The sequence below is a fragment of the Candidatus Methylomirabilis sp. genome, from assembly GCF_028716865.1.
GTDB lineage: Bacteria > Methylomirabilota > Methylomirabilia > Methylomirabilales > Methylomirabilaceae > Methylomirabilis.
This window is the reverse complement of the sequence record NZ_JAQUOY010000006.1, coordinates 56,432-69,391: the sequence shown is the minus strand read 5'-3', so window position 1 is coordinate 69,391 and position 12,960 is coordinate 56,432. Positions and strand designations below refer to the sequence as shown.

Below are 12,960 nucleotides of genomic sequence, written 5' to 3'. Positions count from 1 at the left end.
GTAGATGCTGCCTCAGGATTACGCGAACTTGTAATATCAGCAGCAGGAATTCCTCAACGGACTGAGGAGCGGATCGATCGTTTCCATCAAAACTGCCATAACGGCGAGAACCTTCCCTGTATGGTGGGGGGAGGTCTATGCGGTTTCAGTATGTGGCAGGCGAGTTCGTGAGAACCTACCGCTCGCAGTAGACTTTCAAGCCACGCACGAACCAGCCAATCCCTCGATAGGCTAAGAGTGCTGTAGCCGAGCGCAAGGGCGAGAGTGCCATCGTTCGATGGCACTGAGTCGTTGTTTTCTCCTTGTCCTGATGCTCGTGCGCCTAGTTTTTACGAAGCCTCTGTCGGAGCTTTTGTTGCGTAGTCCGCACCTCTTGAGCTAGCGGCAGTGGTTCAGCCGTCTGGCCCCGCGCCTCGTAAGTACCCAGGGTACTATTAGATTGGGGCGCTCGTCTCCTCTTTTCCGGCTAACGAGTTGCTTGAAGACGCGCTCAGGGAGCGCGTCTTCTCTGTCGTGGAATGCCGTGCTGGATTTGCAGTCATCATGGAATACGATATGCTCACGCCATGCAGATTGCTTGGCGTAGTGCGCCTAACGCTTCCTTACATTCACTGTTCACCTCGATCCCTCCGATAGTTGTCATGGCGAACGGCGAGAGGCCTCATCCCCGAGCGCGAACAACGAGGACGGGACGATCGGCTGACCGCAGCACATGCTCTACTACTGAGCCCAGGAGCAGGTGCTTCATTCCGGAATAGCCATGAGATGCCATCACGATGAGGTCCGCCTCCTTGGTTGCAGCTTCCTCGCAGATCGCATCATGGACTGATCCGGAGATCTCCACCACTCGCACCTCCGTTTTCACCTTTCCCTCTGCGCGAACCTCCTCAGGCACAAGCGCTTCCAGCGAGGAGAACAGATCTTCCCGGATCTCCGCCCGCTCCTCAGCGAGCGTCTCCCCCGGCGTGGGCTGGGCGTAGAGCGGGTCCGGCATCTCGGACACGTCAACCACGCACAAAAGGATGACAGTGCCGCCCCGTCCTGCCAGGACAGCATAGGCATGGGGGACCGCGGTGTTTCCGAGGGGTGAAAGATCTGTTGTTACCAGTACTTTCTGATACTTTGGTATCATGGTATGGTACCTCCTTGTGTCAAACGGGTCATGATGCCATCTACTCACTGATCACTGACATTAGGAAGATCGCCCCCGATAACTCTATAGCGTGCCTCTTATGCGTAGCATATGAAGGAATACCTGAGATATAATCCTCTTCGAGTTTCTTGTCAATAGGTGAGTCGGTACCCTGCGGATACGCCTCGTCTCGCTCTCGGAGGCGCTTGCTGTCGGTGCGTGAGAGCTGTAGCTGGCGCTGGGGGATGGGCTGTTCGCTATGGGGGAGGCGACCTCGCGCTGAGGGTGAACGGGGAAACGTTAGTGACGGATGGTGAGCCAGCCCACAGACACGATCGACGCAGGCGCCTTCGACCAGTTCGACCCGCCTGACCCGGAACTCTATCTCGACTGCATCCACTGCGGGTTCTGCCTGCCTACCTGTCCCACCTACCTCGTCCTCGGTAACGAGATGGATAGCCCGCGCGGACGGCTCTACCTCATTCGGACCGCTTCAGAAGGGAAGATCGGCGCCTCTGACAGCTTCGTCAAACACATGGACCTCTGCCTCCTCTGCCGGGCCTGCGAGACGGCCTGCCCTTCAGGTGTGAAGTTCGCCTCTCTGATGGAGACGGCCAGAGGCCAGATCGGGCGGCGCTATCAGTATCCCGCTACCGAGCGGCGATTCCGCCACCTCCTCCTGTACACCTTTACCGACCTCGGTCGCCTGCGGACGCTCACCAGCCTCCTGCGGGTGTATCAGCGGTCTGGCCTGCAACGGCTCATCCGGGCTTCAGGGCTCTTAAGCCTCTTCGGCCGCCTGGGCACGATGGAGGCCCTTCTCCCGGAGTTCGCAGACCCTCGCCTGTACGCGCTCGCTGAGGTCACACCAGCTCAAGGTCAGCAGCATGGGCGGGTTGGGCTCCTTTTAGGGTGTGTGCAGCGGTTTTTCTTTCCGCAGGTCAACGCCGCCACGGTCCGGGTCTTGAGCGAGAACGGGTATGAGGTGATTGTGCCGAAGGACCAAGGGTGCTGCGGCTCGCTCTGTGTCCACGAAGGCGACCGGGAACGAGGCAAACTGCTGGCAAGGCACACCATCGACGTCTTTGAGCAGGCAGGCGTGGATCTCATTGCAGTCAACGCGGCCGGGTGCGGTTCGGTCATGAAGGAGTATTGGGAGCTGTTCCGGACCGATCCGGCCTATGCCGGGAAAGCTGAAGCCTTCAGCAAGAAGGTGCGGGATGTCTCAGAGCTTCTGGCCGGGGTCCCGTTATGCGGTACGCTCCATCCGCTAAATCTGACCGCCACCTATCACGACGCCTGTCACCTGGCGCATGGCCAGAAGGTCCGGCAGGAGCCGAGGCGACTACTGAAGGCGATCCCCGGTCTCCGGTTCGTCGAGCTGAAAGAATCCGACTTCTGCTGTGGGAGCGCCGGGATCTACAATCTCCTTCATCCCAACGTGGCCTTGCAGTTACTGGATCGAAAGATCGAGCGGATCAGGGAGACAGGGGCCGACGTGGTGGTTAGCGGCAATCCCGGCTGCTCACTCCAGATCGAGAAGGGCATCAGGGAGCGAGGGCTTCAGATCCGGGTCATGCACCCTGTCGAGCTGTTGGACTGGTCGTACCGGTCCAACTCCCCCTTCGCCCTCCTTTCTGAAAGGGGGGTTGGGGGGGATTTTGGGGGTTAGCCGCAGTGGCCTCCGAGCGTCGCCACTGCGAAGCCGCGTAGAACGTCAACCCGAACCACAGGATAACGGCGAGAAGGATACAGATGGGCACAATGGTGCGCCAAGGAAAGCGATACGATGACCGTAATGAGGGTGGATGGCTTGAGAGAAATGCTATTGAGGGAGAGTGGGTTCGTCAGAGTCGTGGGCTGATCCGATGTGTACGTAGAAGGCGAAAAGACAGGTTGTACGGATGGCCGCGGCGCCGCGCGTTACCCGGCGCCGGGCTAGAGGCCAGGCGCCGGGTGCTTACGCGTTGCAGAAGACATCTAGGGTGTAACGAACTCGTGCTCTGACTGTCGAACGGTAAGAACGGGACATGGGGCTTGGCGAACTACGCGCTCGGCGACACTGCCCATCGGTGAGTCCCAGGGAAACGTCTGACCGATGTTGGGCCCAGGGGTGCTTCGACCATGCGTGCCCATCACGATGAGATCGATCGCGTTGTCTTTGGCGTACTGAAGAATCTGCTGGACCGGGTGGCCCACCACCGTCACCAGTTGCACATTGAGTTCCTTCAGCTCCGTTTCCGAGAACAGGTTCTTCAGTTGCTCGCGTGACCTCTCCTCCCATCGCTTCGCCCGCTCTTCGAATGACAGCCCCATGACCTCGGTCTCGACCGAGAACGCCCATGGCTGAATCGAGGGATCCGGCAACACGTGCAAGGCATGCACCGAGCCGTGGTATGCGGAGGCGAGCGCCCGAGCATACATGACCGCCCCTTTCGAGGTCTCGCTAAAGTCTGTCGATACAAGAATCTTCTTGAGCGTAATCATTGGACCCTCCCTGGAAGGAAACGCGTTTAGGTTTTCCGCTCTTCTCGTCCACAGCCAGCATTGTCAGTCAATGCGATCTTAGCTCTTAGATCTTGGATATGAGGGGCCCTCCACTATCCAATCTCTGCGAGCCGAAGTCTAAATTACCATCAAAGATTACTTTTAACAAGCGACTAAAGAGGGCCGCGTCCACTCAATCACATCTCGTCACGGTTGTTAGGAACCGAACCGGGCGATGTCATGCCGAACCTGCTCCGGGTTGCCCCAATCGTTCCAATAGATCCCCTTGACTCGAAGGACGCCCATGCCGCGTGAGCCGCGCGCCAGAATCTCCCATGAGAAGTTGACGGGGGGTAAGCCGCTGTAGACCTCTTCCAAGGATCGAGCCTCTTCAGCGCTGCCTTGGTTGGCGGAAGCTATATGTCGCTTCAAGTCCTGGGCTTGGGATCAGGCAGGGCTGAAAACAGACCCAAATCGGGATATGGCTGAGCAACGCCAGACAGGTCAGCCATCCGATGATCTGTCGTAGGATAGGCTGCAGCACATGACGGGAGCTATCGGGTAAATCCCTGAATCGTAGGCAGGAAATCCCTGAGGGGGATTAAAGACGAGACCTCACACAACCCCATCCCGGTGTAACTCTGCAATGGCACGGCCATCCAGCCCGAGTAGGCGGGTGAGGATCGCGTCGGTGTGCTCTCCAAGCAAGGGGGGCGGTAGGCGCATCTCGGCTGGGGTTGCGGAGAGGTTGAGCGGCGTGCCGGCCAGCCGCACGGTCCCTATCGTTGGGTGCGGCATCTGGACGAGCATCCCTCGCGCATCCACCTGCGGATCCGCGAAGACCTTATCGATCGCGTTAATCGGTCCCGCCGGCACATCGGCCTCGGCGCACAGTTGCAGCCACTCGGCAACCGTCTTGCGGCGAAGCAAATCCTGGAGCAGCGGGACTAACACGTCTCGATGTGCGACTCGGTCCGGATTGGCCGCAAAGCGCGGGTCCTGTGCCCATGCGGTCATGCCTGCCGCTTCGCAGAACTGCCGCCACTGCGCATCGTTGCCGACGGCCAGGATCAAGTAATCATCGGCCGCCTGAAAGGTCTGGTACGGGACGATGCTCTTGTGCGCGTTGCCCCAACGCCCGGGTATCTCGCCAGCACAGAGGTAGTTGCTGGCAATGTTTGCCAGCACCGCGACCTGCGAATCGTACAGCGCGATGTCAAGATGCTGCCCAACGCCTGTTCGCTCCCGGGCCAACAACGCCGCGAGGACAGCGTTGCTCGCGAACAGGCCGGCGGCCACGTCTGCAATGGCCACCCCGACCTTCATGGGCGGGCCGTCCGGCTCGCCGGTGATCGACATCAGGCCGCTGCGACCTTGGATCAAAAAGTCGTAGCTCCCTAAGTCGCGGTCGGGGCCGGTATGCCCGAAACCGCTGATAGAGCAGTACACGAGGCGCGGGTTGATGGCCTTCAGATCGCCGTAGCCCAAACCGAGTTTGTCCAGGACGCCGACACGAAAGTTCTCGATGACCACATCGCTGCCTCGCGCAAGTTCACGGGCAAGGGCGAGGCCGCGTTCGTGTTTGAGGTTGAGCGTGAGGCTTTGCTTGTTGCGATTGCAGCACAGGTAATAGGCCGACTCCCCGCCAAAAAACGGCGGCCCCCAGTGGCGCGACTCATCGCCGACGCCCGGGCGTTCGATCTTGATGACCTCAGCGCCCAGGTCGCCCAGCATCATCGCGCAGTAGGGTCCCGCCAGATGCCTCGACAGGTCCAGGACCCGCACACCGTCCAGTGCGCCGGCCATCAGGCGTCGGCCTCAAATGGATACGGGGGGAGCGGCCGCGAGAGCGGCTTGTCGGTGCGGTAGCTTAATGCATACTCCGCCTGAATCAACTGGTGGATCTCCTGCGTGCCCTCATAGATCAGTGATCCGCGGGCGTTGCGGAAGTAGCGTTCGACCGGGAACTCGTCACTATAACCATACGCTCCATGGATCTGGACCGCGTCGTCGGCGGCTCGAAAGGCGTTGTCGCAGTTGATCCACTTGGCCAAGCTGACCTCTCGCGTACAGCGCGTCCCCTGATTCTTCAGCCAGCCGACCTGATGGTACAACAGTCGTCCAATATCGCGTCCGGCAACCATGCGGGCGATCTTTTGCTGAACGAGTTGGTGCTTCCCGATAGGTTGTCCGAAGCTCTGTCGCTGCTCGGCGTACGAGAGGCTGGCATCAAGACAGGCCTCTATCAGACCGACCGCGCCGGCGGCGACCGCGTAGCGGCCGTTGTCCAGCGCGCTCAGGGCGATCTTGAGCCCTTCGCCTTCGTCGCCGATGCGGTTGTCGGCGGGCACGCGCGCGTCCTGCAACGCGATGCTGCCGGTGTTGCCGATACGCCCGCCCAACTTGTGATGGATGCTGGAACTGCTCACGCCGTCAAAGCCGCGCTCGACGATGAACGCCGAGACGCCGCGCGCTCCGGCTGAACGGTCGGTGTACGCAAAGATCAGAAAATGGTCGGCGACGTCGGCCAGGCTGATCCAGGTCTTCTCGCCGTTGAGGATGTAGCGTTCACCGTCGCGTCGGGCGGTTGCGCGGATACCCGCGACATCGCTTCCAGCGTCCGGTTCGGTCAGGGCAAAGGCCGCCAGCTTTTGGCCGCAGGCCTGCGGGACGAGGTACCGCTGTTTCTGCTCTTCACTTCCCCATTGCAGCAAGGTCAGCGAGTTGAGAGCAAGATGCACCGCGATCAGGACTCGAAACGCGGTATCGGCGCGCTCCAGCTCTTCGCAGACGATCCCGAGGCTCACGTAATCCAGGCCCAAACCGCCATAGCGGCGAGGAATGCACAGACCCAGCAGGCCCTGGGCCGCCATCTTGGGCACGATGTCGGCCGGGATCTGCTCGGCTCGTTCCCAGTCGCGCAGATGCGGCAGGATCTCGCGGCGGCAGAATTCACGTGTCGCGTTGCGGACGGCCTCGTGGTCCGGGGTCAGGCTGAGGTCCATCATAGGGCGCAGGTGCGAAACCCTGCAAAGACGTCACGTCGGTCCGGTAGGAAAAAGTTACGAAACGTATTGCGAACCAGGCGAGATCGGGTGGCCCACGCTCCCCCTTTCAAGACCTTGCGATAGCCGAACCAAGGCGCCGAGTATTCTCGATACGGCGAATCGACGATAAATCCGGGAAATGGAAAGAAGGGGGACGCGGTCCACTCCCAGGTATTGCCGATCATCTGGCGGCAGCCCAAGGCGCTATCTCCGGCCGCATACGCTCCCACATCGACACACCCCAACAACCGTGAATCCAGGTTGGCGCGTTCGGGTGTAGGCGGCTCATCTCCCCAGGGGTACCGCCGCTTGCGCCCTGTGATGCTCTTTCCGTCGGGGGTGGGCTCCGCGCTGGCCGCCATCTCCCACTCCGCTTCGGTGGGAAGCCGTCTGCCCGCCCACCGGCAGTACGCCTCCGCCTCGTACCAGTTCACGTGGAGGATGGGGGCATGCGCTTCAAGCGGAACAAGCCGGTCGAAATGCCTGCGCAGCCAGCCGTTCTGTCCACGGTGCCAATAGACCGGCTGTTGCGCGCCCGTCTTGGTGCGCCAGACCCACCCTTGAGGACTCCACGGCTCGCGCCGCAAGTAGCCCCGATCGCTCACGAACTCAGCGAATTCGCTGTTGGTCACAGGCGCCCTGGCGATCCTGAATGGGGCGATGTGTACCGGATGCGCCCATTTCTCGTTGTCAAACACAAAGGGCGAATCGGCTGTAGCGCCAAGCTGAAACATCCCTCCCGGGATTTCGACGTCTCCGAGCCAGGGACCGCCACCAATCTCGCGTGCGCTCGATCCATCCTCGGTGATGCCGAGTTCCGGAGCGGGGTATTCCAGGGTCTGCCTCATGTAGGTGAACGCCTCCCCGTGCATATCTTCATGCGATACGGAGAGCAGATACAGGTAGGTCGCTTCAGCGCCGGGCTGGCCGGAATCCAGATGCTTCAGGGCCGACTCCAGCACCCTGTTCTTATACTCAAGGGTGTTCTTCCTTGAAGGCAGGGGCAGACCCCAGCGGTCACAGTGGTCTACCTTGAACGAGTCGTAGAAACTCTCTGCCCCTTCCAGAAGGAACGTGCTGGAGCCGAGGGTGCGCAGGAGAAAGACATCATAAAAAAAGGCCGCATGTCCCAACTCCCAGAGGAACGGATTGACGATCTCCGTTTGGGGAACAACCAGTTGGGTATCCGCCAGATCGTGTACAAGCGCGATGGTCCGCTCGTGGGCATCGGTGACCATTCGCGCAAGCTCAGCAGCAGCAACGATCGTCGGCATCAAAACCTCCCCCTGCTCCGTCATGAGGTCATTGGGAACATGATGGACTTGGCGAATTATACGTCCACAGCTTAGAAACGGGCAAGAGTTCATTCAGTCCCAAAAAATCCCCCCAACCCCCCTTTTCGTAAAGGGGAGCGAGGGGGGGATTTGGACGCAGGAGATAGGTGGTGTATGCTCTCGATCAGGAACGCTCATTGAGCAAAGAGAAAACAAGATGAATACCCCCTACAACCTGGACCAGTTTATTCGCGATCTGCCAAAAGCAGAGTTGCATGTGCATATTGAGGGCACATTGGAACCCGAGCTGCTCTGCGCGTTGGCCAGGCGCAATCGCCTGACCCTTCGATACGCCACAGTCGAGGAGCTTCGTCAGGCATATCACTTTCACGACCTCCAGTCGTTCCTGGATATCTATTACGAAGGGGTCCAGGTGCTTCTTCATGAGCAGGATTTCTTTGATTTGACCTGGGCCTACCTTGAGCGTGCCGCACAGCAGCATGTCCGACACGCAGAAATCTTCTTCGATCCTCAGGCCCACACCGATCGAGGCGTCCCATTTGACACGGTGATTAACGGCATCCGTCGCGCCCTCGAAGAGGCCGTTCCGAGATTCGGAATCTCATCAAGGCTGATTATGTGCTTTCTCCGCCACCTGAGCGCGGATGCGGCGATGCAGACGCTCGAGGCGTCCCTCCGATTCAAAGACTGGATTGTGGCGGTTGGATTAGACTCGTCAGAGCTGAATCACCCCCCCGAAAAGTTCGTGAAGGTGTTTGAACGGGCACGAGCGGAAGGGTACCTGACGGTCGCCCACGCAGGGGAGGAAGGGCCTCCGAACTATATTTGGCAGGCGCTCAACCTGCTCAATGTGTCGCGGATAGACCACGGCGTTCGGTGCATCGAGGACCCGGCGCTGGTCCAACGACTGGTCCGGGAAAGAATTCCTCTCACCGTCTGTCCCCTCTCAAACGTGAAACTCTGTGTCTTCAAGTCGCTGGAGGATCATAATCTCAAGAAGCTGCTCGATCTCGGGCTGTGCGTGACCGTCAATTCCGACGATCCCGCCTACTTCGGCGGCTATATTACCGAGAATCTCCTGGCTTCACAAAAGGCTCTCGGACTTACCAGGCATGATATCTATACGCTTACAAAGAACGCTTTTGAGGTGAGCTTCTTGCGACCCGATGAGAAGCAATGCCTCATCGCTGAACTCGACCGCTTTATGACGGGGGAAGCCGTTCGGCATTCCCCTCTTGAAGGGGCGCGTTGACGACCCATCCGCAGCAAGTTATGATGCTGATAATTTGACCCAATAATCCTGTTGTGCAACCTCCGCTCACCCTTCGACAGGCTCAGGGCGAACGGTATGCGCATTGAAATGATTAAGGATTTCCCATTCGTGGTGAGCCTGTCGAACCACAATAGGTAGTTTGCAGGACAGGCTCCAACGATGGTGAATTATCGTGAAAGGGAGGGCGCAATGATTGTCGTAGCCAACAGGGTACCAATCGCGAAGGGATACGAGCAGGAGTTTGAGAAGCGATTCGAGCGGCGTCTTGGCGCGGTTGATCAGATGCCGGGATTTATTCGAAACGAGATCCTTCGGCCTCTCATGGGCGATTACTACGTTGTCATGACCTATTGGGAGAGCAAGGAGGCGTTCGAGGCCTGGACTCAGAGCGAGTCGTTCAAGCAGGCCCATGCCAACCCGGCGCCCAAGGAGATGTTCGCGGGCCGGAACGTCTTCGAGATGCACGAGGTCATCCAGATGTCGGAGAAAAAACCGTAGCGGGCGGCAACCGCAACACGATGCAGCATCAGGCAAAGAGGACGATTCTCGGCGTCATCCCGGCGCGGCTGGCTTCGACGAGACTGCCCGGCAAGGTCCTGCGACCGATCTGCGGCCGGCCGATGCTGCACCATGTCTTTGCCTGCGCGAGCCGATGCGGGTTGCTGGATGACCTGGTGGTGGCGACCGACGCAAAGGAGGTGTATGAGTACTGCGTCGAGAACCAGATGAAGGTCCTGATGACCTCGAGTCGCCATGCGTCCGGGACCGACAGAATCCACGAAGTGATGCAGGTGTTGCCGGCCGATATCTACGTCAATATCCAGGGTGATGAGCCGATGATCAGGCCGGCGCACCTGGAAGCCCTCGTGCAGCCGCTGTTGCAGGATGCCTCTATGCACATCACCACGCTGAAGACCCCCATCGGCGCTGAAGAGGCTCACAATCCCAACTGCGTAAAGGTGGTCACGGATATGACCGGCAAGGCGCTCTACTTCTCCCGCTGTGCCATCCCCTACAACCGGGACCAGGTGCCTGAGACTCGCTACTTCAAGCACCTCGGTCTCTATGCCTATACGCGATCGGCGCTCGATCGCTTTCATCAGCTTCCACCGTCGAGGCTGGAACAGGCCGAGAAGCTTGAACAACTCCGTTTCCTGGAGCATGGCATACCGATCTCTGTCATCGAGACCCCATACGACACCATAGGGGTGGACACCGAAGAAGATCTCGCTCACGTCGAGCGGCATTTCCGGGACCTCGACCCCTCAGAGCGCTTCTGAATAGCCGCCACATCTTGTTACTTCTCTTTCTCGGTGCCTGCTCCCCACCTGGTACGCGCCTTCCTTTCCGAGTTTTCCCCTTGACGCTCATTAACACGAAGGGATAGGGTCAAGGTAACCGATATTGTATCGTTGTTCTTTCGACGCCACGATGCAAGCAACGAGATACAAATAGCTGGTGCTGATCTATACACTCCCACCCGAGTGTGGCAGCAGCCGGGTGAGGATCTGGCGCAGGCTGGAGACGTTGCAAGGAGGTGAATCATGAATCCGATGACGTCATTACGCCGGCACGTGTGCGGGCTCATCCTGGGTGGGCTCGGAGGGTTCGGGCTGTTGTTGGTGACCGACTTAATACAAATACAAGTGCGCCCCGGCGGCGAACGGATGGCGGATGCCGCCGAGCTCACTGTCCCCGAGGGTACACCCGTTACCAGTTTTAATTTCGAGACGGAGGATCTGGGAAAGTGGAGGGTCTTCGATGGTCAATGGGCAGTTGAAGAGATGCCCGACGCCCCCAGCGGCAAGCGGGTGCTGATCCAGCGCGCTGACCGCAATGTCTTCAACGTCATCATCACGCCCGCCGGCGCTTTTTACAGAGCAGCTATCGACATCTCGGTGAAGTTCAAGCCACTGTCCGGCAGCGAAGACGCATCAGGCGGCATCGTCTTTCGCTTTGCAGAAGGGAAGTACTACGTGGTCCGCGCACACGCCCGTGAGAACAACGTCCGGCTGTACTACTACGATGGCAACAAGCCGCACATGCTCGTCACGGCGAATGTGCAGCCTCTCGCCCTTCGGAGGTGGCACACCATAAGGATAGTAGCCGTCGGTGATCAGATTCAAGGATGGCTCGACGACCAGCTCCTCATCAACTATGAAGATATGCGTTCTTTGGTACGCACAGATCCGCGTTTGGAGGAAGGTGAGGTCGGCCTGTGGACGAAGGCTGATTCTGTCACCGCTTTCGACGACCTTACGATCCGAGGGTTCCGGTCCGCTCTATCGAAGTGACATCCATCAATGTCTTCGAGGAGCAGCGTCTTTTGGCGTCGACTGCAAGGGATCTAAACAGGACACCTTTCTTGACGCTCTGCGCCGTGAGCCTGCTGGGGCGGCTCAGTTACCAAATGGCCAGGAGCCCGGTCCCGCGCGCCTGAGCAGAGATTCTCGACCGGCCAGGGACGTGTCTGTGTAGACAGCAGGAAAGGGAACAGGGATGGGGCTGACCTTCGGTTTTCCTATTCGCCCATCACCTTGATGATTGCCCGCTTCTTGCGCTGCCCGTCGAACTCTGCGTAGTAGATCTGCTGCCAGGGGCCGAGATCCAACCGGCCGTCGGTCACTGGGACGATGACCTGGTGGTGCAGCAGAAGATTCTTCAGGTGCGCGTCACCGTTCGTCTCACCCGTCTGATGGTGCCGGTAGTCTTCCCGGTAGGGGGCCAGTCGTTCGAGCCACTCGTCGATATCCTGGATCAACCCATTCTCGGCATCGTTGATATAGATAGAGGCGGTGATGTGCATCGCCGAGACCAGAATCATCCCCTCCCGGATCGCACTCTTTTTCAGCGCCGCTTCGACCTCCCCGGTGATGTTGACGTAGTCGCGCTGCGTCTTGATATTGAAGGTCAGGTACTCCGTGTGAAATCTCATTGCGGACTACCCTCGCCAGCCGATGAAGCTTAACTGGTGGCCGCTCTTCCCCTCTTTCCGATATGAGTAGAAATCCCCAATGTGGCAGGCCGTACAGGGACCGATCTTGCTGATCTGCGATCGAGGAATGCCTGCGCCGAGAAGCTGGGCCTCGTTGAGCGCCCTCAGATCAAGGCGACCCTTGACCCCCTCGGGCTTCCAGGCGCCCTTGAGTTCCTCCCTCCAGTTCGCCGCGATCTGCGCCGCGACCTCCGGTCCTACCTCGTAGCAGCAGGAGCCGATCGACGGTCCCATCGCCACATGAAGCGCGGCGGGGTCGATCCCATAGGCCTCTTCCATCGACGCGACCGCCCGTGGGGCGATGCCCGCAGCCGTCCCCCGCCAGCCGGCGTGGACCGCAGCAGCGATCTTTCGCGTGGGCTCTACGAGCAGGATCGGGACACAGTCAGCCGACATCACCCCCACACAGAGGTTGGGCGCATCGGTCATCAGTCCATCCCCGATCCCGGCCAGTTTACCGGTCTCACTGGAGACCGGCAGGATCGTGTTGCCGTGGACCTGCCTGGCCGTGATGATCGAAATTCGCGGCAAGCTAAGCGCCAGCTTAAGCTCGCACCAGTTCTGTTTGACAGCTTGAGGATCGTCTCCATCATCGCATGAAAGGCGAAAGGCGGCGTTGGACGGCCGGTCCTTGCCGCTGACGCGGCCAAGAAAGCCATGGACCAAGCCGTCAAATTGTTCCCACTGCGGCACTTCCAGACGAAGAATCTTCATTTCATCAGCACTATTGA

Annotated in this window: 13 protein-coding genes; 5 read left to right on the top strand and 8 right to left on the bottom strand. The window is 59.3% G+C overall.

Annotated elements, in window-relative coordinates:
- Positions 1 to 661 precede the first annotated feature (661 nt).
- A complete protein-coding gene (locus PHV01_RS04220; RefSeq protein WP_337289894.1) occupies positions 662 to 1,132 on the bottom strand; it encodes a universal stress protein in 471 nt (156 codons plus the stop codon).
- Positions 1,133 to 1,442: 310 nt separating this feature from the next.
- Between PHV01_RS04220 and PHV01_RS04215 the strand changes: the two genes are divergently transcribed.
- Positions 1,443 to 2,804: a heterodisulfide reductase-related iron-sulfur binding cluster gene (locus tag PHV01_RS04215; RefSeq protein WP_337289893.1), complete on the top strand. Its 1,362-nt coding sequence runs from the start codon at positions 1,443 to 1,445 to the stop codon at positions 2,802 to 2,804.
- Positions 2,805 to 3,112: 308 nt separating this feature from the next.
- Here PHV01_RS04215 and PHV01_RS04210 read toward each other — a convergent pair whose 3' ends face one another.
- The 5 genes from PHV01_RS04210 to senA all read right to left on the bottom strand — a co-directional run bounded on the left by PHV01_RS04210 (position 3,113) and on the right by senA (position 7,940).
- Entirely contained in the window at positions 3,113 to 3,619 is a 507-nt protein-coding gene (locus PHV01_RS04210; RefSeq protein ID WP_337289892.1) for a universal stress protein, read from the bottom strand.
- 216 nt (positions 3,620 to 3,835) lie between these two features.
- Positions 3,836 to 4,051 (bottom strand): hypothetical protein, encoded by a 216-nt coding sequence (locus PHV01_RS04205; RefSeq protein ID WP_337289891.1) that lies wholly within the window; start codon positions 4,049 to 4,051, stop codon positions 3,836 to 3,838.
- 183 nt (positions 4,052 to 4,234) lie between these two features.
- A complete protein-coding gene (locus PHV01_RS04200) occupies positions 4,235 to 5,425 on the bottom strand; it encodes a CoA transferase (RefSeq protein WP_337289890.1) in 1,191 nt (396 codons plus the stop codon).
- On the bottom strand, positions 5,425 to 6,624 hold the full coding sequence (locus tag PHV01_RS04195) for an acyl-CoA dehydrogenase family protein (RefSeq protein WP_337289923.1): 1,200 nt from the start codon (positions 6,622 to 6,624) through the stop codon (positions 5,425 to 5,427). The genes PHV01_RS04200 and PHV01_RS04195 overlap by 1 nt, the downstream gene beginning before the upstream one ends.
- Positions 6,624 to 7,940: a selenoneine synthase SenA gene (senA, locus tag PHV01_RS04190; protein WP_337289889.1), complete on the bottom strand. Its 1,317-nt coding sequence runs from the start codon at positions 7,938 to 7,940 to the stop codon at positions 6,624 to 6,626. The genes PHV01_RS04195 and senA overlap by 1 nt, the downstream gene beginning before the upstream one ends.
- 217 nt (positions 7,941 to 8,157) lie before the next feature.
- Here senA and PHV01_RS04185 point away from each other — a divergent pair, with 217 nt between their 5' ends.
- The 4 genes from PHV01_RS04185 (at position 8,158) to PHV01_RS04170 (ending at position 11,528) form a co-directional block, all read left to right on the top strand.
- A complete protein-coding gene (locus PHV01_RS04185; RefSeq protein ID WP_337289888.1) occupies positions 8,158 to 9,213 on the top strand; it encodes an adenosine deaminase in 1,056 nt (351 codons plus the stop codon).
- A 210-nt stretch (positions 9,214 to 9,423) separates the two neighbouring features.
- Entirely contained in the window at positions 9,424 to 9,732 is a 309-nt protein-coding gene (locus PHV01_RS04180; RefSeq protein ID WP_337289887.1) for an antibiotic biosynthesis monooxygenase, read from the top strand.
- Positions 9,733 to 9,752: 20 nt separating this feature from the next.
- Positions 9,753 to 10,514 (top strand): 3-deoxy-manno-octulosonate cytidylyltransferase, encoded by a 762-nt coding sequence (gene kdsB / locus PHV01_RS04175; protein ID WP_337289886.1) that lies wholly within the window; start codon positions 9,753 to 9,755, stop codon positions 10,512 to 10,514.
- Between the two features lie 264 nt (positions 10,515 to 10,778).
- A complete protein-coding gene (locus PHV01_RS04170; RefSeq protein ID WP_337289885.1) occupies positions 10,779 to 11,528 on the top strand; it encodes a family 16 glycoside hydrolase in 750 nt (249 codons plus the stop codon).
- Between the two features lie 227 nt (positions 11,529 to 11,755).
- Here the strand turns inward: PHV01_RS04170 and PHV01_RS04165 are convergent, their stop codons facing one another.
- The gene (locus tag PHV01_RS04165; RefSeq protein ID WP_337289884.1) at positions 11,756 to 12,169 is read right to left on the bottom strand and encodes a secondary thiamine-phosphate synthase enzyme YjbQ; all 414 of its coding nucleotides are present in this window, start codon (positions 12,167 to 12,169) and stop codon (positions 11,756 to 11,758) included.
- 6 nt (positions 12,170 to 12,175) lie between these two features.
- A complete protein-coding gene (gene pgeF / locus PHV01_RS04160; protein ID WP_337289883.1) occupies positions 12,176 to 12,943 on the bottom strand; it encodes a peptidoglycan editing factor PgeF in 768 nt (255 codons plus the stop codon).
- Between the last annotated feature and the right edge of the window lie 17 nt (positions 12,944 to 12,960).